Here is a 20,005-nt window from a genome sequence, read left to right as displayed (position 1 = left end):
TGCGGGGTGGAAGGTGCCGACTGGGCGGAAAGAGATCCCATGACTTCTTGCGCTCGCCTGGAAGCGGAGCTAGATTCGCCCCGTTCGTTCGGCATCGAGGGAAGAAGTCTGACGTGAAGCTGCTGCGCATCGGACCGGCGGGAGAGGAACGCCCGGCGGTACTGGCCGAGGACGGCCGGCTGCTGGACCTGTCCGGTGTGGTCCCGGACTTCGACCGGGACTTCTTCGCCACCGGCGGACTCGACCGGGTGCGCGCCGCCGTCGCCGCCGGCGGCCTGCCGGAGGCCGACGCCGCCGCCCGGGTCGGTGCTCCGGTGGCCCGGCCGGGGAAGGTGGTCTGTGTCGGGTTGAACTACCGTGACCACGCGGAGGAGACCGGGGCGGCCGTGCCGGCGCGTCCGGTGGTGTTCATGAAGGACCCGTCGACGGTGGTCGGCCCCCGGGACCGGGTGCTGATCCCGCGCGGTTCGGTCAAGACGGACTGGGAGGTGGAGCTGGCCGTCGTCATCGGTCGTGAGGCCCGCTACCTGGACTCGCCGGCCGACGCGCCGTCGGTGGTCGCGGGGTACGCGGTCAGTCACGACGTCTCGGAGCGGGAGTTCCAGTTGGAGTACTCCGCGCAGTGGGATCTCGGGAAGTCCTGCGAGACCTTCAATCCGCTGGGTCCCTGGCTGGTCACCGCGGACGAGGTCGGCGATCCGCAGGACCTCGGTCTGCGGCTGTCGGTCAACGGGCTGGTCCGCCAGGACGGCAACACCAAGAACATGATCTTCGAGGTGAACCACCTGGTCTGGTACCTGAGCCAGTACATGGTGCTGCGGCCCGGCGACGTCATCAACACCGGCACCCCCGCCGGCGTGGCCCTGGGCCTGCCCGACACCCCCTACCTGCGGCCCGGCGACGTGGTCGAGCTGGGCATCGACGGGCTGGGGGAGCAGCGGCAGACCTTCGTCCCCGCCGACCACGAAGGCCCGGGCGCCCCGGAAGGCGCGGCGGCATGAGCGGGTTGGCGGGCCTGCGCGCGGTGGTGACCGGCGGTGCCTCCGGTATCGGCCTGGCCGCCGCGCAGTTGCTGAGTGAGCGCGGTGCGGATGTCGCCGTGCTCGATCTCGACCCGTCCGCGCTGTCCGTGCCGTTGCGGGGTTTCACCGCGGACGTGTCGGACGACGCGTCCGTGCGGGCGGCGGTCGCGGCGGCGGCCGAGGCGCTGGGCGGGATCGACATCCTGGTCAACAACGCGGGCATCGGCGCGGCCGGGACGGTGGCGGACAACGACGACGCGCAGTGGCACCGGGTGCTGGACGTGAACGTGCTGGGCATCGTCCGCACCACTCGGGCCGCGCTGCCGCACCTGCGCCGTTCCGCTTTCGCGTCGGTGGTCAACACCTGTTCGATCGCCGCGACGGCCGGGTTGCCGCAGCGGGCGCTGTACTCGGCGAGCAAGGGGGCGGTGCTGTCGCTCACGTTGGCGATGGCCGCCGACCACGTCCGTGAGGGCATCCGGGTCAACTGCGTCAACCCCGGTACGGTGGACACCCCGTGGGTCGGCCGGCTGCTCGATGCCGCCGACGACCCGGCGGCCGAGCGCGCCGCGCTCAACGGCCGCCAGCCCACCGGTCGTCTGGTCGCCGCCGCCGAGGTCGCCGCCGCCATCGCCTACCTCGCCTCCCCCGCCGCCGCGTCCACCACCGGCACCGCCCTCGCCGTCGACGGCGGCATGCAGGGACTGCGCCTGCGACCGGCCGTTTAGGCCGCGTCCGGCCGGAAACACACGTCCCCCCTGGCCGAGCGGGCCAGGGGGGACGTCGCGGTCGAGGGTCAGACGTTCTCGATCCAGAACTCGATGGTGTTCGGCTCCATGGTGATGCTCAGGCCCGGCCCCTGGCGGGTCGCCTGGAGCACGTTGTTCTCGGCCAGCGGCTGGGTGTGCGGGCTCCACCGGTAGCGGTGGCCGGTGAAGGTGCGGGTGCTGCCGGTGTCGATGGTGAAGGTGTAGGGGGCGGCGGTCGCGGTCTTGGCGTTCGGCACCCGGTAGGTGAGGGCGAAGACGAGCTTGCCCTGCGGGGTCTTCCAGGCCATGATCCGCTTGTCCACGTACGGCTTGCCGGTGGCCGGGTCGACCGGCTCGTCGACGTGGTGGCGGACCGAGTTCCACGGCAGGTACTGCACGAAGCCGCTGATCGCGTTCCAGACCGGCGGGTTGTAGTCCCAGTGGCCGGTCTGGATGTTCGGGTACTTGCCGAAGTCGCCGTCGTCCTGGGGGCGCCAGATCCCGAGGCCGTAGCCGACGGAGGTGTCGGTGTAGGTCGGCTTGAGGGCGTGCAGCCAGAACCAGGTGGGGGAGTTGGCGAACACCATCCAGTTCATGATCGACTGGGCGGTGTCGACCGTGTGCTCGTAGTTGCCGGTGGTCGAGCCCTCCCACTCGAACTCGTCGTTGAAGACCGGCTTGCCCAGCGCGTTGTCGAGGTAGTAGGACGGCGCGGTGATCAGCTTGTCGGCGGACTGGCTGGTGTAGTGGTGGGTCCAGGCGTCCACGTACTGCACCGCGGCGGCGTCGCCGCGCACCGCGGTGCCGAAGGCGCCGGACTGGCCGTCGCGCGAGTCGACGTGGATGGTGACGCCGGGGAACGCGGCCCGCACCTTGGGCGCCACCGCGGCGAAGGTCTGCCGGTAGGAGTCCCCGGTGTAGCCGCAACTGCCGTACAGGCGGTTCCAGTTGCCGGGCTCGTTCTGCAGGCCCCAGAAGCGCACCGGCAGCCCGCTGTCCTCCAGGTACTTCAGGTCGCGCACCACGGAGTCGCCGAAGTCGTTCAGGAAGCGGGACTTGTCGCCGTTGTACTCCGGGTGGGTGGTGGTGAACTTGGGGTCGAAGCAGGCGAGGGTGCCGTTCATCAGGCTCTGGGTGGACTTCCAGTACGGCGCCGGGGTGAAGTAGGTGGCCGCCAGGCCGTCCAGCTTGGCCTGGGTGTGCATCTCCAGGAGTTCGGCCATCTGCGTCGACCAGCGGCCGACGATCTGCTTCCGGTCGGCGGAGACGCCGCGCAGCCAGAGCCCCTGGCCCAGTCGGCAGTACCGGAACCCGTGGTCGCTGCGGCCGGCCATCAGGATCTTCTGGTAGAAGCGGGTCCGCTCGGCGGCGGTCAGGTCGTGCGGGGCGCCCGAGATCACCGGGTCGTTCGGGTCCATCGTGTTGTTGGTCGCGCCGATGTGGTCCGACTGGATCTCGAAGCCGAGGCCCAGGATGGTCTGCCGGGCGCCGCCGGCGTCGTTCCGGATCCGGTAGGGGTACGGGCCGGTGGAGGTGGTGGAGGTGCTGGCGCCGGCCCGGGGCGCGGCGGTGATGCCGAGGGCGGTGCCGGCGCCGGCGGCGGCCAGCAGGCCCAGCATCCTGCGCCGGGTGGTCGGGGAGTGGTGCTGCGGTTGCTCGGTGGCCATGGGTCCGCTCCTGGGAAGGGGGGGGGGGGCGGGGACGTGTCTCCCTGCGCGCCGCGGCCCGACCGGGGCCGGGGACGGCTACGGGCGGCGCCCCGTCCGAGGACGGCCGCCCGGCAGGGGGTGGGATGCGAGGTGCGGTGTTGGGTCATTCGTGACGCGGCCCGGAGGGCTGGAGGGCGCGGCCGGATCGGCCCGGCCGCGCCCCGGCCGGCCTCCGAGTGCGGCGGAGCCGGCGGGCGGCCCGCGCCGAACGAGTCCGGCGCGGGCCGCACAGGTGCCGGCCTCGCTGGCCGTCGACCCTCACCCAGGTTCGGGCGCGGCACCTGATGGATATACGATATCCGTTTATCCGGAAACGGGAAACCCTCGTCAACCGCGCCCGATCGCGGGAGAACGGGGGAGGGGGCGTGGAACGGCGGCCCGATCGCCTACGGTGTGGGCATGGGTACCTGGGCGAAGTCGCTGCCGGCGGTCAAGAGCAAGGCCGACCTGGCCTACGAGAGCCTGCACCGGGCGATCGCCGACGGCGATCTGAAGCCGGGCGAGCGGGTCAACATGGACGAGCTGTCCCGGGCGCTCGGGGTCAGCAAGATCCCGATCCGGGAGGCGGTCAAGCGGCTGGAGTCCGACGGGCTCCTGATCACCAGGCCGCACGCCGGCCCCGTGGTTGCGGGGGTGGACGCCGCCGAGATGCGCGGGGTGTTCCTGGCCCGGGAGGCGATCGAGGCACTGGTCGCCGAACTCGCGGCGGCCCGGATCACCGAGGACCGGCTCGCCGAACTGGAGGACGTCCAGGCCCGGATGGGCGCGGCCCTCGAAGCCGGGGCCACCGAGCGGATGGCGGAGCTGAACTCCCGCTTCCACGGCGTCCTCGCCGAGGCGGCCGGCTACCGGGTGCTGGCCGAGCTGACCGACCAACTGCTGCTGACGGTGCGCCGCTACCGGGCGGCCGCGCCGCTGGACACCGGCAGCTGGGAGGCGGTGGTCGCCGAGCACGAGGCGCTGCTGACCGCGCTGCGCTCGCGCGACCCCCGGGCCGCCGCCGACGCCGCCCGGGCGCACATCCGCTCCCAGGCCGACCAGGAGCCGGTGGTGATCCGGGAGGGCTGATCCGGGCCCCGGCCCGGGTGCCGCCGGTTCCGCGCGGCGTGTCCGGATCGTTGCGGTGGGTTTGTTGAGCCTTGGACAGTGGGTGGGATATCGCATACGATTGACCGATGGGTGAGAACAGCTGGGCGAAGTCGCTGCCGGTGGTCAAGAGCAAGGCCGACCTGGCTTACGAGACCCTGCACGGGGCGATCGCCCGGGGCGACCTCAAGCCGGGCGACCGCGTCAACATGGACGAGCTGTCCCGGGTGCTGGGCGTCAGCAAGATCCCGGTCCGGGAGGCGGTCAAGCGCCTGGAGTCCGACGGGCTGCTGGTGGCCCGGCCGCACGCCGGGGTCACGGTGGCCGCCGTGGACGTGGCCGAGATGCGCGGGGTGTTCCTGGCCCGGGAGGCGATCGAGGCGCTGGTGGCCGGCCTGGCCGCGGAGCGGGTGACCGACGGCGCCCTCGCGGCGCTGGAGGGCGCCCAGGCGGACATGCGCGCGGCCCTGGCGGGCGGCGAGCTGGCCGCGATGGCCGAGCTGAACTCCCGCTTCCACGGCCTGCTGGCCGAGGCGGCCGGCTACCGGGTGCTGGCCGAGCTGACCGACCAACTGCTGCTGACGGTGCGCCGCTTCCGGATCACCGCGCCGATGGGCGAGCGGGAGTGGGCCTCGGTCGTCGAGGAGCACGAGGCGCTGTTGGCGGCCCTGCGCTCGCGCGACGTGCGGGCCGCGGAGGACGCCGCCCGGCTGCACATGCGCGCCCAGGCCGACCACGAGGTCGCCGTCGGCGCCTGAGGACGGGTGCTTGGCGCCGGGTGCCTGAGGACGGATGCCTGAGGACGGGTGCTTGGCGCCGGATGCCTGATGCCGGGTGCTTGAGGCCCGGACGTCGAAGGGCCCGCCGCTCCGACTCCCCCGAACGGGGAGCGGGCCGGCGGGCCCTTCGACGTGGCCGACGGCCCGTCAGGCGTCCAGGGGTGGCAGGCCCAGGCGTTCGCGGTGGGCGTCGCGGAGCAGGCTGGCGGGGCTGACCAGGCGGGCACCGGCGTCCAGGACGAGTTCGGAGCCGGTGAGCAGCGCGGCGGCGGGGCTGAGGGCGAGGGCGACGGCGTCGGCCACCTGTGCGGCGTCGGCGACGGTGCGCAGCGGGTTGCTCTCGCGCAGCCGGGCCAGGTCCTGGTCGGCGCGGGCCCCGAGGCGGGCCTCGGTGGCGGGGGTGCGGACCCAGCCGGGGGCGAGGGTGAGGAAGGTCAGCCCGCGGTGGCCGTAGTCGACGGCCAGTTGCCGGGTGAGGGCGGCGATGGCGCCCTTGGCGGCGGCGTAGGCGGGCAGGCCGGGTGCGGCGGTGCGGTGCAGGACGGAGCCGATGGTCACCACGGTGCCGGTGCCCGCGGCCAGCATGGCGGGCAGCACCTCGCGCACGCACAGGAACACCGAGGTGAGGTTGGCGTCCAGCACGTGGTGCCACTGCTCGTCGGTGGTCTCGTGCAGCGGCGCGCCCTCGGTCAGGCCGGCGCAGGTGACCAGGGCGTCGAGGTGGCCCAGCCGGCCGAGGGCGGCGGCGACCGCGGCGCGCACCTGGGCGGGGTCGGTGGCGTCCGCGTGGTGCATCCCGACCCCGTCGGGGCCGGCGCCGGCCAGGTCGAGTCCGGCCACCTGCCAGCCGTCGGCGAGCAGGCGGGCGGCGACGGCGCGGCCGATGCCGCCGGCCGCGCCGGTGATGAGGGCCGTTCTGGTCATGAGGGGGGCCTTTCGGGCGGCGGAACGAGGGCGGACGGGCGGGATCGGAGAAGGAACGTATACTATATCTGAAATCCCGTCCGAGTTCTGGAGGCAGGCATGCAACCGGATGACCTCATCGAGAGCCTGCGCGCGCGCCGGCTCCTGGCCATCGTCCGGGGGACCGACCCGGACGCGGCGCTCGACACGGTCCTGGCGCTGTTCCGCGGCGGCGTCACCCTGGTGGAGGTGTCGCTGACCACCGTCGGGGCGCTGACCGTGATCGAGCGCGCCCGCGCCGCCCTGGGTGAGGGCGCGGCGCTCGGCGCGGGCACCGTCCTCACCCCCGCCGACGCCCGGGACGCGGCGGCGGCCGGCGCGTCCTTCGCCGTCACCCCCGGCGTGACCGCCGCGCTCGACCAGGCCCGGGAGTCGGGCCTGCCGGTGCTCGCCGGAGTGGCGACGCCCACCGAGGTGGCGCTCGCGCTGGCCGAGGGCGCCACCGCCCTCAAGCTCTTCCCCGCCTCCCTCGGCGGCCCCGGCTACCTGAAGGCGCTGCGCGACCCGTTCCCCGCCGCGCACTTCGTCCCCGTCGGCGGTGTCGACGCCCGGGCCGCCGCCGCGTTCCTGGCCGCCGGGGCGCTGGCCGTCGGCGTCGGCGGCCCGCTGATCGGCGCCGCCGCGCACCCCGGCGGCGACGCCGGACTGCCCGGCCGGATCGAGGAGTTCCTGCGCGTGGTGGAGGAGGAGCAGCCGTGCTCGACGTCGTGACGCTCGGGGAGGCGATGGGCGCGCTGCGCGCCGACCGCCCGCTGCACCTGGGCGGTTCCCTCGACCTGACGGTGGCCGGCGCCGAGGCCAACGTCGCCATCGGGCTGGCCCGGCTCGGCCACCGGGTGCGCTGGGCCGGCGTCGTCGGCGCCGACGAGTTCGGCCGCCTGGTGCTGCGCACGCTGCGCGCCGAGGGCGTCGACCTCGCCCACGCCCCGGTGGACGACCACGCGCCCACCGGCCTGGTCGTCTTCGAGCCGCGCACCACCGACCTGACCCGGGTCGTCTACTACCGCACGAACTCGGCGGGCAGCCTGCTGTCCGAGCGGCACGCCGCCGCCGCGCTCGCCGAGGGCGCGCACGTGGTCCACCTGACCGGCGTCACCGCCGCCCTGGGCCCCGGCCCGCTGGGCGCCGTGCGGTACGCCGCCGAGCAGGCGAACCGCACCGGCGCGGTGCTCTGCCTGGACGTCAACCACCGCGCCCGGCTGTGGTCGGCCCGGGACGCCGCCGAGGCGCTGCGCCCGCTGGCGGCCCGCGCCACCGTGCTGGTCGCCTCGGACGACGAACTGCACCTGGCCGCCCCGGCGGCGGCGGACACCGAGGCCGCGCGGGTGGAGGCGCTGCTGGAGGCGGGCGTCCGGGAGGTGGTGGTCAAGCGCGGCGCCGAGGGTGCCGAGGTCTTCACCGAGGACGGTGCCACGTCCAGGGAGGCGGTGCGGGTGACGGTGCGCGACACGGTCGGCGCCGGCGACGCGTTCACGGCCGGCTACCTGTCGGGCCGACTGGACGGCCTGCCGGTGGCCGACCGCCTGGAACGGGCGGTCTCGCTGGGCGCGTTCGCGGTCGCCGGGGCCGGCGACTGGGAGGGACTGCCCCTGCGGACCGAGCTCGGACTGCTGTCCGCCCCGCCCGGCACCGCCCTGCGCTGAGCGCCGCCCGGCGCTGAGCACCACCCGTACCGAACGGAGGAGTCGCCGATGCGCGAGGACCACTGGCGGCCGATCGGTCCGGCCCGCCACCAGCTGGCCGAGGGCGCGCGCTGGCACGGCGGGCGGCTGTACTACACCGACCTGCTGCGCGGGACGCTGCACGCCTGGGACCCGGCCCGGCCGGGCCGGGTGCGGACGCTGGCCGACCTGGGGGTGCCGCTGGGCGCGGCGGCCCCGGTGGCGGGCCGTGCGGGGGAGTGGATCGCCGCGGCCGGGGACGGGATCGTCCGGCTGGGCCCCACCGGCCCGGTGCGCTGGCTCGCCCGCCCGGAGGCCGGCGCCGACCGGCCGCGGCGGATGAACGACGCGGGCTGCGACCCGGCGGGCCGGTTCTGGGCCACCAGCATGGCCGCCGACGCCGCCGAGGGCGCGGGCAGCCTGTACCGGGTGGACGCCGACGGAAGCGTGCACCGGGTGCTGGAGGGGCTGACGGTGCCCAACGGGCCGGTCTTCGCCCCGGACGGCACGGTGCTCTACCTCGCCGACAGCGCCCGGGGCGAGATCACCGCCCACGCCCTCGATCCGGCCACCGGGGAGCTGGGCGCCGCCCGGCCGCTGGTACGCCTGCCGGAGCGCCAGGGCCGCCCCGACGGCATGGCCGTGGACGCCCTGGGCCGCCTGTGGGTCGCGGCCTGGGGGTCGGGGACGGTGCGCTGCCACGCCCCCGACGGCCGGCTGCTGGGCGCTTCGGCCGTCGGTACGCCGCACGTCAGCAGCGTCGCCTTCGGCGGCGGGCGGATGTTCGCCACCACCGCCCGGCACCGCCTGCCGGAGCCGGACGCCCTGGCGGGCGCGGTACTGGCCCGGCGCTCGGAGGTGGCCGCGCCCCCCGCCGCCGCCTACCGGGACGGCGCCGGGACACGAAACGGAAACATCGACGAATCACCTCTGGACCGCATTTCGTATATCGCATACGTTGGCTTGCATCAGCCGCCCCCAGTCGGTGGGAGAACCCCGTGACCACCACAGCACACCCCGGAAGCACCCACGTGAACAGCACCTCCAGCGCCACCACCCGGCGCACCATGGCCGCCGCGACCGTCGGCACCGTCATGGAGTGGTACGACTTCAACCTCTACGGCCTCGCCTCGGCGCTGGTCTTCGGCCCACTCTTCTTCGGCTCCAGCTCGACCGGCGCCACCCTGGCCTCCTTCGCCACCTTCGGCGTCGGCTTCGCCGCCCGCCCCATCGGCGGCATCCTCTTCGGCCACCTCGGTGACCGGATCGGCCGCAAGTACGTCCTGCTGATCACCATGCTCGGCATGGGCATCGCCACCACCCTGGTCGGCGTCCTGCCCACCCACGCCACCGTCGGCGTGTGGGCCCCGATCCTGCTGGTCCTGCTGCGGATCTGCCAGGGCATCGCGGTCGGCGGCGAGTTCGCCGGCGCGACGCTGCTCACCGTCGAGAACTCCCCCAACGGCAAGCGCGGCCTGTTCGGCTCCATCCCCGCGATGGGCACCGGCGCCGGCTCCGTCCTGGCCACCGCCGTCTTCGCCCTGGTCGCCCTGCTGCCCGACCACGCCTTCCTCACCTGGGGCTGGCGCATTCCGTTCCTGCTCAGCTTCGTCCTGGTGCTGTTCGGCATGTGGCTGCGCCGGGGCATCAAGGAGACCCCGGTCTTCACCGAGCTGGCCGACCAGGCCGAGACCGTCCGCTTCCCGTTCCTGACCGTCGTCAAGGAGCAGCCCGGCGCCGTCCTGCGGGTGCTCGGGATCACCGCCTCCGGCTTCGTCTGGGCCTACCTGATCCAGGCGTTCGGCCTCTCCTACGCCACCAAGAACCTGGGCATCCCCAAGTCGACCATGCTGTGGGCCGCAGCCCTGGCCGGCGCCCTGGAGATCGTCACCATCCCGTTCTGGGGCTGGCTCTCCGACCGGATCGGCCGCCGCACCATGGTCGCCATCGGCCTGGGCTGCACCATCGCCTACGCCTACCCGTTCTTCTGGCTGCTGGGCACCGGCAACACCGCGCTGGTCTTCCTGGCACTGGTGCTGGCCGTCCCGATCTGCAAGGACATGGTCTTCGGCCCGCAGGCCGCCCTGGTCGCCGAGCAGTTCGACGCCCGGGTCCGGTTCAGCGGGGTCAGCGTCGGCCGCGAGTTCGGCGGAGCGATCTTCGGCGGCACCACCCCCTTCATCGGCGCGGCGCTCGTCGCCGGCACCAATTCCATCGCCCCCGTCGCCCTCTACGTCGTGGCCGGCTGCCTGATCACCGCGGTCGCCGTCTTCAGCGGCCGCGAGACCTCGCGCGGCGACATCCTCGAACACGCCTGACCCGTCCCGCCCTCCCGACGGAGGGCGGCCCGCATCACCTCCCGCAGGAGAGAGACCCGTGAGCACCCAGCCGCTGCGCATCACCAAGGTCGAGGCCCTGGCCCTGTCCGCCAGCTTCGACGACCTCTACGACTCGCCCGAAGACGTGCCGGACTGGCTGCGCTACCCCGCCTCCAGTCACCTGGTCCTGCCCCGCCGGGGCCAGTACGCCACCCTGGTCAAGGTCCACACCGAGGACGGTAGCGTCGGCATCGGCGAGGCCTACGGCCTGCCCTCCCCGCAGGTCACCGCCACCGTGGTGGCCACCGTGCTGGCCCCGCTGCTGATCGGCCAGGACGCGCTGGCCACCGGAGCGATCTGGGAGCGCCTCTACCAGGGCCAGGCGGCCGGCGGCCACAACCGCGGCTTCTACCTCGAAGCCCTGGCCGGCGTCGACCTCGCCCTGTGGGACCTGCGCGGCAAGCTCGCCGGACAGCCCGTCCACCGGCTGCTCGGCGGCCCGATCCGGGAGACGGTGCCCTGCTACGCCAGCCCCGTCGCCCTGCACGCCGACCCCGAGGACTCCGCCCGCCAGGCGCTCGGTTTCGTCGATGCCGGCTTCAAGGCCCTCAAGGTCAAGATCGGGCGCGGCGAGCGCACCGACCGGGCCCACCTGAGCGCGGTGCGCGCCGCCGTCGGCGAGGACGTCGAGATCCTCACCGACGTCAACTGCGCCTACGACCTCGACCAGGCCACCCGGGTCGGCGCCGTCCTGGCCGACCTCGGCATCTCCTGGTACGAGGAGCCGCTCCAGGTCGACGACCTCGCCAACCTCGGCGAACTGCGCCGCCGCACCGGCCTGACCGTGGTCAACGGGGAGACCCACTTCACCCGCTTCGACCTGCGCGAGTCCCTGCTGAACCGGGCCATCGACGTCTTCATGCCGAACGTGGCCCGGTGCGGCGGCATCACCGAGGCGATGCGGCTGTCCGCGCTCGCCTCCGCCTTCCACGTCGACATCGCCCCGCACGGCGTCGGCTCCGGCGTCAGCCTGTGCGCCGCCCTCCAGCTGTGCGCGGCCACCCCGAACCTGCGCACCTACGAGTACAACCGGCTGCCCAACCCGATCCGCGAGGCCATCCTGCTCAACCCGCCGAAGTTCGCCGACGGCGTGCTGACCGTGCCCACCGGCCCGGGCCTGGGCTTCGACCTCGACGAGGACGCCGTCGACCGCTACACCGTCGCCCGCTTCTGACCCCGGTCGCGGACGCGGACACCCGCAGTACCCCGTCGCCTTCCCCCCACCCACCCTCCGGAGGTAGACCATGGCCCTGCCCGAGCCGAGCGGGATCAGCCGCCGCTCCATGCTGCGCGGCGCCGCGACCGTCGGCGCCGGCGCGGCGCTCTCGCCCCTGCTCCACCTGTCCCCGGCCGCGGCGGCCACCACCGCCGCCACCTCGGGCAGCTACACGATCCGCTTCGACCAGGCCGCCAAGCAGACCATCCTCGGCCTGGGCTTCGAGATCCAGTCCGACTCGATCGGCTCGGGCAACAACGGCCTGCCGGACACCGTCAGCGGCGTCCCGCACGACCTCACCGCCTCCGAACTCACCCGGTTCTACCAGCAGATGCTGATGGGCGGCCGCTCCGACCGCGGCTTCCGCTACTGCCGGCTGGCGATGGGCCTGTACTACCGGGGCCTGGACTCCACCCGCAAGCACATCCAGGACCGCTTCGCCGGCCAGGGCGCCGGACTCGCCGACATGATGAGCCGCGCCCACATCGAGGGCACCTCGGTCGAGTACTGGTCGCCCGCCCCGGGCTGGAAGTCCAACGACTCCTACATCGGCGGCCACCTGGCCTCCTTCGACCCGCAGTTCCTGTCCGACTTCGGCGACGCCCTGGTCGGCGACCTCGACCACCTCACCGCCCAGGGCATCCCGGTGTCGATGTGGGGCCTGCAGAACGAGCCCCGGTTCTCCACCGGCTACTCCTCCTGCGTCTACACCGCCGACCAGTACCTGGCGACCTTCAAGGCCGTCGCGCCGAAGATCAAGTCCAAGTACCCGAACGTCATGGTCACCGCCGACAGCCTCGACGGCTGGGGCGGCGCCATCGGCCAGGCGATCACCCAGGACGCCACCGCGCTGTCCTACGTCGACGCCTGGACCTACCACCGGATCGGCTACGACTCCGACTACCAGATCGACCACGACTTCCGGGTCGGAGCGTCCGGCAAGACGGTCTTCAACAACGAGTTCGAGTACCTCGACAACAAGACCTCGGACGTGCGGACGGTCAACACCGCCCAGTCGATCATGAACTGGATGGTCTTCCAGAACGCCCCCACCTGGTTCTGGCTGCACGCCCTCAAGCCCACCACCAACGCCGAGGCGCCCGGCTACTCGCTCGGCTTCTGGCGGCCGCCGAACGACACCGACTTCAGCCGCTTCCCGAACATCCCGGTCGGCCACTGGGACTTCAACCCGCAGAACTGGAACGCGGTGGCCGGCTTCGTCAAGTACCTGCCGTGGGACTCCGTCCGCTACGGCGTCGACGAGTCCGCCGTCCTGCGGGACCAGCGGATCATGGCCTGGAAGACCCCGGCGGGCAAGCCCGTCTTCGCGATCACCAACCGCTCCACCACCGACTCCTTCACCTACACCGTCGACACCCAGACCGCCGCCGCCTTCGAGGGCCACCGCTACGGCCCCTCGACCAACAACCAGTCCCTGGGATTCAAGACCGGCCCGACCCTGACCGTCACCGTCCCGCCGCTGTCCATCGAGTTCTGGGTCCGCACCCCCTGACCCGCCCCCCGCCGCCCCGGGCCCCGGCCCGGGGCGGCCCCGCAAGCCGCGGCGGTGCCCACCGCCCCCGCCCTGACGGGCGGTGGGCGCCGCCGCACCCACCGAGCACCACCCCGGAGGACACCGTGTCCTGCTTCTCCACCGCCCCTGCCGCCGGAACCGCCTCCGCCGCTCCGTCCCCGGGCGCGCCGACCCCGTCGGCGCGCCCGCCGCAGGTCTGGGGGCCGCCGTGGATCGTCACCCTGCGCACCGCCCTGGGCGACGGACGCACCGGCCTGCGCGTCTCGGCGCACTGGACGCCCACCGCCGCGGAGGCCGTCGCCGCCGCCGGCCGGCAGGCCGCGCTGGCGGGCGCGCCCGGTACGGGGGAGCGGCCCGAGGTCCGCCGGTGGGAGCCGGGCGGCCTGCTCCGTTCCCCCGCCGCCACCCGCTGAACGGGACCTGCCGCCCCGCCGCCGGGCCCGCTGCCGGGCCCGCTGTCCGTCCGGACAGGCCGTCGGCGCGGCGGGATCCCAGAATGTAGGGGTGAGCGAGCACGGGAGACCGCGGTGGGCCCGGTTGCCGCGCAGTCTGGCGACGCGGGTGTTCCTGCTGCAACTGGTGGTGATCGTGGTGCTGGCCGGCGCCGCGCTGGCCGCGCTGGTGGTGCAGGCCCGCCAGCGCACCACGCAGGAGGCGTACGACCGCTCGATGTCGGTCGCCGAGTCCTTCGCCAACGCGCCCGGGACGCGCGCCGCGATGGAGTCCGCCGACCCCAGCGCCGTCCTCCAGCCCGCCGCCGAACAGACCCGGATGAAGGCGGGCGTGGCGTACGTGGTGGCGTTCGACCCCAACGGCATCCGCTGGTCCCACCCCGACCCGAGCCTGATCGGCGGCCACGTCTCCGGCGCGTTCGCCCCCGCCTTCAGCGGCGAGCCGTTCCAGGAGACCTTCGACAGCACCCTGTTCGGCCGGGCCGTGGACACCACGGTCGCCGTCTTCGACCCCGCCGGGAAGCCGGTGGGCCTGGTCTCGGTCGGCATCCAGGTCAAGAGCGTCCAGGAGCACCTCCAGGCGCAGCTGCCCGTGCTGTTCGTCGCCACGGGCGCCGCCCTGGTGCTCGCCGCCGGCGGGTCGGCCCTGGTCAGCCGGCGGCTGCGGCGGCAGACCCACGGACTGGGGCCGGCCGAGATGACCCGGATGTACGAACACCACGACGCCGTGCTGCACGCCGTCCGCGAGGGCGTCGTCATCACCGGCGACGGCCGCCTGCAACTCGCCAACGACGAGGCCCGCCGCCTGCTCGACCTGCCCGCCGCGGACCCCGCCCCGCGGCTCGACGCCCTCGGCCTGCCGCCCGACCTCGCCGCACTGCTCGGCTCCGGCCGCACCGCCACCGACGAGGTGCACCCCGTCGGCGAACGGCTGCTGGCCGTCAACCAGCGCCCCGTCCGCCGGGCCGACCGCACCGACGGCGCGGTCGCCACCCTGCGCGACACCACCGAGCTGCGCACGCTGGCCGGCCGCGCCGAGACCGCGCACCGCCGCCTGGACCTGCTGTACGCCGCCGGGCTGCGGATCGGCACCACCCTCGACGTCACCCGCACCGCCGAGGAACTCGCCCGCGCCGCCGTCCCCGAGTTCGCCGACTACACCACCGTCGAACTCCTCGAACCCGTACTGGAGGGGGCCGAACCCGAACCGGGAAGCCTGCGGGTGCGCCGCACCGCCCGCACCGGCGTCCGCGACGAGTTCCCGCTGTACCCGCTCGGCCACCCCGTCAGCACCGCCCCCGTCTCCACCATCCCCGCCGACCTGGCCGCCGGCCGGGCCCTGCTGATCGACCTCGCCGCCCGCGACGACTGGTGCGCCGACCCCGACCACGCCCGCGAGCTGCTCGACTTCGGCCTGCACAGCCTCGTCTCGGTGCCGCTCCAGACCGGCGACCTCGTCCTCGGCGTGGCCAACTTCTGGCGCGCCGAGCAGCAGCCGTTCACCGCCGAGGACCTCGCCTTCGCCGAGGAACTCGCGCTGCGCGCCGCCGTCTGCCTGGACAACGCCCGCCGCTACACCCGCGAGCACGCCACCGCCACCGCGCTCCAGCGCAGCCTGCTGCCCGGCGAGCTGCCCGCCCACAGCGCCGTCGAGACCGCCTGGCGCTACCGGCCCGCCGAGGCCGGCGTCGGCGGCGACTGGTTCGACGTCATCCCGCTCTCCGGCGCCCGGGTCGCGCTGGCCGTCGGCGACGTGGTCGGCCACGGCGTGGCCGCCGCGGCGACGATGGGCCGGCTGCGCACCGCCGTGCACAACTTCTCCGCCCTCGATCTCGAACCGGACGAACTCCTCGCCCAGCTCGACGAGTTCGTCACCCGCATGGACCCGACCGCGGACGGCGGCGCGGCCACCGGCGCGACCTGCCTGTACGCCGTCTACGACCCGGTCACCGGACACTGCGCGATGGCCTCCGCGGGCCACCCGCCGCCCGCGCTGCTGCACCCCGACGGCACCGTGCACGTCCCCGAACTGCCGGTCTCCCCGCCGCTGGGCACCGGCACGGCCCTGCCCGCCGAGACACTCGACCTGCGCCTCGACGAGGGCACCCTGCTGGTGCTGTTCACCGACGGCCTGCTCCAGCAGCGCCGCCGCGACACCGACGAGGCGTTCGACCTGCTCGCCCGCGCCCTGGCCGGCTCCGACGGCACCCCCGAGGGCGCCTGCACCGCGGCCCTGGACGCCCTGCTGCCCGAACGCCCCGACGACGACGTGGCGCTGCTCGCCGCCCGCACCCGCTGCCTGGACCCCGACAAGATCGCCGAGTGGCACCTCGAACGGGACCCCGCCTCGGTCTCCCGGGTCCGCACCGAGGCCGCCGCCACCCTGGAGCGCTGGGGCCTGGAGCACAAGGTCTTCGCCACCGAGCTGATCATCAGCGAACTCGTCACCAACACCATCCGCTACGGCACCGAGCCCGTCCGGCTGCGCCTGCTCTGCGACGACCGGCACCTGATCTGCGAGGTCGCCGACGGCAGCAGCACCTCCCCGCACCTGCGCCGCGCCGCCGACACCGACGAGGGCGGCCGCGGCCTCTACCTGGTGGCCCGGTTCTGCGAGCGCTGGGGCACCCGCTACCTGGCCCGCGGCAAGATCATCTGGGTCGAGCAGGCGCTCGCGGCGCAGGAGCCACCCGCCGAACCCGACGCCGACGCCCTGCTCGACCAGTGGGGTGACCTGTAGGAACGGCGGGCGGCCCCCGCGAGCGCGGACGTGGCCGCGGCGACGCACGTGCCGCCGCGCCGCAGCCCTGGGCGCCCTGCCAGGTGGACACCCCCCGGCCCTCCGGCGGAGGCGGACGGGCCCCGGACGCGGGGGAGCGCCCCGTGGGCCTCACGTCCTCCTCGACGGACGGCGCCCTGCGGGGCGCCCTGCGGGATCGTCGGCCGCCGAGGTCCGCCGGACCTCGGAGCATCAGCGGGCCGAATCACCCGGTCGGCCTGCCGGGCGGCGGGCCGGGGCCGGGGCCGGTGCGGGGCGGCGACGGCGGTGGGCCGGGGCGGCTGGTACGGGGCGGCGACGGCCGCGAGCCGCTCGGTGCGGGCAGGCCCGGCGAGCAGCGCGAGGGCCTGTCCGGAGGCCGCCGTCTCCCCGCCCGCAGCGGCTCGTACGCCCACGCCGACCCGCCGCCGTCCCCCGCACCCGCGTCCGGGACAGCGCCACCGGCCCCGTCCCGCGGGCCTCCCGGGCCCGCCCGGCGGCTGACCGCAGCCGCGGCGTGCCCGCAGCCGCGCCGCGGCGCATCCTGGCAGGAGGTACGCGCCCGAGCGTACGCGCCCGAGCCCGGAAGGGGAGACGCCCCGTGGACTCTCCAGCAGCCCCCGCCCCCGCCCCCGGCCCGGATCCGGCCGGGAGCCCCGCCCCCGTGACCGCCGCGGTCCTGCTCGACCCGTCGGGCGCCGTCACCTGGTGGTCGCGGACCGCCGCCGACCTGTTCGGCGCCCGCACCGCCGACCTGCGCGGCCGACCGGCCGCCGAGCTGCTCGGCCACCCGCTGCCCACCGGCACCGCCCCCGTCGAGGGCGCCCGGCTGCGCCTCGCCGACGGCAGCCGGTGCACCGCCGACCTGCACCTACTGCCCGCCGGCCCGCCCGGCGGCGGCGCGCTGCTCACGATCACCCCGCAGCCCGCCGACCCGGCCGAACCCCGGGACGCCCTGCTCGCCCGGGCCGTGCTCCAGCAGGACCGCATCGCCACCGCCTACCTCGACCGGGGCCTGCGCCCCGTTCGGCTCAGCGCCGCCTTCGACGCCCTGCTGGTGACCGGCCTGGGCACCGGCCCGGACGGACAGGACTGGCTGGAGCGGCTGCGCACCCCCGAGGGCGTGCCCGCCCGGGCCGCCTGCGCCCGGGCCGCCCTCGACGGCACCGCCGTCATCGGGGTGGAGCACCGCCTGGACGAACAGCGGGTCTTCTCCCTCACCTGCTTCCCCGTCGACGGCCCCGACGGGCGCCCCCGCGGCGTGGCCGTCGTCCTGGTCGAGCTGCCCGCCACCGCCGGCCGCGCCCGCCTCGGCCTGGCCGAGGCCTACCGCCGCGCCGCCGAGATCGGCGGCTCCCTCGACGTGGTCGGCGGGGCCCGCGAACTCGTCGACGTGCTGGTCCCGGCCCTCGGCGACCTGGCCGCCGTCGACTTCCCCGACACCGTCCTCCAGGGCCGCGACCCGCAGCTCGGCTACCCCGGCGTCCAGGCGTCCGCGCCGCGCCGGGTCGCCGCGAAGGCCGTCGAGGGGCGCTGGCCAGCCCCGCTCGTCCAGGTCGGCGAACCCGTCCCCAGCGTTTCCGACCGGCCGGAGATCGCCGCCGTCGCGGTCGGCGGCGCCCTCATCTTCGACCCGGACACCGCCCGCTACGCGCTGGGCGGCGACCCCCGGCTGATCGCCGCCCTCGTCCCCGAGGGCATGCGCTCCGCGATCGGCTGCCCGCTCTACTACCGGGGCCGCCTGTTCGGCTACGTCATGGTCTGGCGCACCACCACCCCCGAACCCTTCGACGACGCCGACGTGAAACTCGTCCAGGACCTGTGCGACCGCACCGCCCTCGCCCTCGACAACGCCTTCCGCTACACCCGCGAGCACGCCACCGCCGTCGTCCTGCAGAACAGCCTGCTCCCGCCGCCCACCACCGACACCACCACCGCCTGCGAGAGCACCGGCGCCTACCGGCCCGCCGACGGCACCCTCGGCGTCGGCGGCGACTGGTACGACGCCTTCCCGCTCTCCTCGCTGCGCACCGCCCTGGTCATCGGCGACGTCACCGGGCACGGCCTCCAGGCCACCGCCACCATGGCCCGCCTGCGCACCGCCGTGCACACCCTCGCCGAACTCGACCTCCCGCCCGACGACCTGCTGATCCGCCTCAACGACCTCGTCCAGCGGATGGCCGCCGAGTCCGACGAGCCCGACACCGTCGGCGCGACCTGCCTGTTCGCCGTCTACGACCCCGTCGACCGGGAACTGCACACCGCCAGCGCCGGGCACCCCCCGCCGCTGCTGCTGACCCCCGACGGCACCGCCCGCTACCTGCCCCTGGACCCCGGGCCGCCGCTCGGCGCCGGCGACAGCGCCTACGAGGTCCACCGCACCGTGCTGGAACCGGGCAGCCTGCTCGCCCTGTACACCGACGGTCTCACCGGCCACGACCCGGACGCCGCCATGCCCGGCCTGCTGACCCGGCTGCCCGCCCTCGCCCCCGCCGCCCGCCCCCTGCGGGCGATCGCCGACGACCTGCTCGCCGCCCGCCCCGCCGCGGACCACCCCGACGACGACACCGCCCTGCTGCTCGCCCGCACCCGCGCCGTGCTGCCGCAGGACGTCCTCACCCGGCGCTACACCGACCTCGCCGACGTCCAGCGGGCCCGCGCCGACACCGGGGCCCAGCTCGCCGCCTGGGGCCTGGACCACCTCGCCTTCGCCGCCGAACTCGTCGTCAGCGAACTGGTCACCAACGCCATCCGCTACACCCGGGGCCCCGCCGTGCTGCGGCTGATCCGCGACCGGGCGCTGGTCTGCGAGGTCTCCGACCCCTCCAACACCCAGCCGCGCCTGCGCCGCGCCCTGGACAGCGACGAGGGCGGGCGCGGCCTGTTCCTGATCGCGCAGCTGGCGGAGCGCTGGGGCTGCCGGTACGCGGAGCGCGGCAAGACGATCTGGACCGAACTCGCCCTGGAACCGCGCTTCTGAGCCCCGCGACCGGCCCTCACAGCCCCAGGTCGTGGCCGGTCTCGGTGAGGTGGCGGGCCATCGCCCCGGCCGCGGCGTCCGGGTCGCCGGCGATGACGGCGTCGAGGATCTCCCGGTGCGCGTCGACGGTCTCCTGGTGGCTGCTGCCGCGCTGCTCCCGGCCCTGGAAGCTGGTGCGGCGGGCGTCCAGCAGGACGCCGTTCATGGCCGACAGGATGAAGGAGAGGACGTTGGAGTCGGCGAGGTCGGCCACGGCCTGGTGGAAGGCCAGGTCGGCGGCGATGAAGCCCTCGCGGTCGCCGGTGCGCTCACGCATGGCGGCCAGCGCGAGCTCGGCCCCGTCCACCGAGCCGCGCCCGGCGGCGACCCGGGACGCCGCGCGGCGGGCGAGTTCGCCCTCGATCACCCGGCGGGTGTCTATCAAGTCGCGCAGGTCCATCGAGTTCTGGCTGAGGCGGAACTCGAGGATCTGCTCCAGCACCGTGGGGGAGGGCACCGCGACCCGGGCCCGCTTCCCCTGGCTGGAGGTCAGCACGCCCCGGGCCACCAGGGTCCGGACGGCCTCGCGGACCACCAGGCGGTTCACCCCGTGCCGCTCGGCGAGCTCGCCCTCGGCCGGGACCTCGTCGCCGGCCCGCAGGTCCCGCTCCTTGATCTCCGCGATGATCTCGCGCACGATCTGGTCGCTCAGCGTCCCGCGTCCGACCGTCATGCGACC

The 20,005-nt window shown here is 74.8% G+C and carries 16 protein-coding genes; 13 read left to right on the top strand and 3 right to left on the bottom strand.

Translation table 11 applies throughout. The features are described 5' to 3' along the window. Positions 1-113: 113 nt before the first annotated feature. A complete protein-coding gene (locus HUT16_RS00475) occupies positions 114-1,001 on the top strand; it encodes a fumarylacetoacetate hydrolase family protein (protein ID WP_176184333.1) in 888 nt (295 codons plus the stop codon). Beyond that, complete coding sequence (locus tag HUT16_RS00470; RefSeq protein ID WP_176184331.1) at positions 998-1,750, top strand: SDR family NAD(P)-dependent oxidoreductase; 753 nt, start codon at positions 998-1,000, stop codon at positions 1,748-1,750. The genes HUT16_RS00475 and HUT16_RS00470 overlap by 4 nt, the downstream gene beginning before the upstream one ends. Positions 1,751-1,818: 68 nt before the next feature. Here HUT16_RS00470 and HUT16_RS00465 read toward each other — a convergent pair whose 3' ends face one another. Then, positions 1,819-3,438 carry a hypothetical protein gene (locus tag HUT16_RS00465; protein ID WP_176184329.1) on the bottom strand — a complete coding sequence of 540 codons (1,620 nt, stop codon included), beginning with the start codon at positions 3,436-3,438 and terminating at the stop codon, positions 1,819-1,821. A 441-nt stretch (positions 3,439-3,879) separates the two neighbouring features. Between HUT16_RS00465 and HUT16_RS00460 the strand changes: the two genes are divergently transcribed. Continuing rightward, entirely contained in the window at positions 3,880-4,548 is a 669-nt protein-coding gene (locus tag HUT16_RS00460; RefSeq protein WP_176184327.1) for a GntR family transcriptional regulator, read from the top strand. Between the two features lie 107 nt (positions 4,549-4,655). Beyond that, complete coding sequence (locus HUT16_RS00455) at positions 4,656-5,324, top strand: GntR family transcriptional regulator (RefSeq protein WP_176184325.1); 669 nt, start codon at positions 4,656-4,658, stop codon at positions 5,322-5,324. 168 nt (positions 5,325-5,492) lie between these two features. On the opposite strand, the gene HUT16_RS00450 is transcribed toward HUT16_RS00455, so the two are convergent. Beyond that, the gene (locus HUT16_RS00450; RefSeq protein ID WP_176184323.1) at positions 5,493-6,269 is read right to left on the bottom strand and encodes an SDR family NAD(P)-dependent oxidoreductase; all 777 of its coding nucleotides are present in this window, start codon (positions 6,267-6,269) and stop codon (positions 5,493-5,495) included. 99 nt (positions 6,270-6,368) lie between these two features. Between HUT16_RS00450 and HUT16_RS00445 the strand changes: the two genes are divergently transcribed. The 9 genes from HUT16_RS00445 (at position 6,369) to HUT16_RS00405 (ending at position 19,287) form a co-directional block, all read left to right on the top strand. Continuing rightward, positions 6,369-7,019: a bifunctional 4-hydroxy-2-oxoglutarate aldolase/2-dehydro-3-deoxy-phosphogluconate aldolase gene (locus HUT16_RS00445; RefSeq protein WP_176184321.1), complete on the top strand. Its 651-nt coding sequence runs from the start codon at positions 6,369-6,371 to the stop codon at positions 7,017-7,019. A gap of 14 nt (positions 7,020-7,033) precedes the next feature. Then, a complete protein-coding gene (locus HUT16_RS00440; RefSeq protein WP_254898198.1) occupies positions 7,034-7,951 on the top strand; it encodes a sugar kinase in 918 nt (305 codons plus the stop codon). Positions 7,952-7,999: 48 nt separating this feature from the next. Beyond that, the gene (locus tag HUT16_RS00435; RefSeq protein ID WP_176184319.1) at positions 8,000-8,971 is read left to right on the top strand and encodes an SMP-30/gluconolactonase/LRE family protein; all 972 of its coding nucleotides are present in this window, start codon (positions 8,000-8,002) and stop codon (positions 8,969-8,971) included. After that, the gene (locus HUT16_RS00430; protein WP_176184317.1) at positions 8,968-10,287 is read left to right on the top strand and encodes an MFS transporter; all 1,320 of its coding nucleotides are present in this window, start codon (positions 8,968-8,970) and stop codon (positions 10,285-10,287) included. Before HUT16_RS00435 ends, HUT16_RS00430 begins: the two co-directional genes overlap by 4 nt. A gap of 58 nt (positions 10,288-10,345) precedes the next feature. Beyond that, complete coding sequence (locus HUT16_RS00425) at positions 10,346-11,521, top strand: mandelate racemase/muconate lactonizing enzyme family protein (protein ID WP_176184315.1); 1,176 nt, start codon at positions 10,346-10,348, stop codon at positions 11,519-11,521. Between the two features lie 70 nt (positions 11,522-11,591). Then, on the top strand, positions 11,592-13,076 hold the full coding sequence (locus HUT16_RS00420; protein ID WP_176184313.1) for a hypothetical protein: 1,485 nt from the start codon (positions 11,592-11,594) through the stop codon (positions 13,074-13,076). A 125-nt stretch (positions 13,077-13,201) separates the two neighbouring features. Further along, positions 13,202-13,510 (top strand): hypothetical protein, encoded by a 309-nt coding sequence (locus tag HUT16_RS00415; protein ID WP_176184311.1) that lies wholly within the window; start codon positions 13,202-13,204, stop codon positions 13,508-13,510. 91 nt (positions 13,511-13,601) lie between these two features. Beyond that, on the top strand, positions 13,602-16,289 hold the full coding sequence (locus HUT16_RS00410) for a SpoIIE family protein phosphatase (RefSeq protein ID WP_254897562.1): 2,688 nt from the start codon (positions 13,602-13,604) through the stop codon (positions 16,287-16,289). Between the two features lie 619 nt (positions 16,290-16,908). Then, positions 16,909-19,287, top strand: a complete 2,379-nt coding sequence (locus HUT16_RS00405) for a SpoIIE family protein phosphatase (protein WP_176184309.1) — start codon at positions 16,909-16,911, stop codon at positions 19,285-19,287. 16 nt (positions 19,288-19,303) lie between these two features. Here the strand turns inward: HUT16_RS00405 and HUT16_RS00400 are convergent, their stop codons facing one another. Beyond that, on the bottom strand, positions 19,304-19,999 hold the full coding sequence (locus HUT16_RS00400) for a FadR/GntR family transcriptional regulator (protein WP_176184307.1): 696 nt from the start codon (positions 19,997-19,999) through the stop codon (positions 19,304-19,306). Positions 20,000-20,005 lie beyond the last annotated feature (6 nt).

Source organism: Kitasatospora sp. NA04385 (genome assembly GCF_013364235.1).
GTDB lineage: Bacteria > Actinomycetota > Actinomycetes > Streptomycetales > Streptomycetaceae > Kitasatospora.
This window is presented reverse-complemented; position numbering and strand designations above follow the sequence as displayed.

Excerpts from the sequence above, each read along its gene's own strand:
- HUT16_RS00465 (WP_176184329.1), bottom strand. The coding sequence starts at position 3,438 with ATGGCCACCGAGCAACCGCAGCACCACTCCCCGACCACCCGGCGCAGG.
- HUT16_RS00450 (WP_176184323.1), bottom strand. The coding sequence starts at position 6,269 with ATGACCAGAACGGCCCTCATCACCGGCGCGGCCGGCGGCATCGGCCGC.
- HUT16_RS00440 (WP_254898198.1), top strand. The coding sequence starts at position 7,034 with ATGGGCGCGCTGCGCGCCGACCGCCCGCTGCACCTGGGCGGTTCCCTC.
- HUT16_RS00420 (WP_176184313.1), top strand. The coding sequence starts at position 11,592 with ATGGCCCTGCCCGAGCCGAGCGGGATCAGCCGCCGCTCCATGCTGCGC.
- HUT16_RS00445 (WP_176184321.1), top strand. The coding sequence starts at position 6,369 with ATGCAACCGGATGACCTCATCGAGAGCCTGCGCGCGCGCCGGCTCCTG.
- HUT16_RS00455 (WP_176184325.1), top strand. The coding sequence starts at position 4,656 with ATGGGTGAGAACAGCTGGGCGAAGTCGCTGCCGGTGGTCAAGAGCAAG.
- HUT16_RS00435 (WP_176184319.1), top strand. The coding sequence starts at position 8,000 with ATGCGCGAGGACCACTGGCGGCCGATCGGTCCGGCCCGCCACCAGCTG.
- HUT16_RS00470 (WP_176184331.1), top strand. The coding sequence starts at position 998 with ATGAGCGGGTTGGCGGGCCTGCGCGCGGTGGTGACCGGCGGTGCCTCC.
- HUT16_RS00400 (WP_176184307.1), bottom strand. The coding sequence starts at position 19,999 with ATGACGGTCGGACGCGGGACGCTGAGCGACCAGATCGTGCGCGAGATC.
- HUT16_RS00460 (WP_176184327.1), top strand. The coding sequence starts at position 3,880 with ATGGGTACCTGGGCGAAGTCGCTGCCGGCGGTCAAGAGCAAGGCCGAC.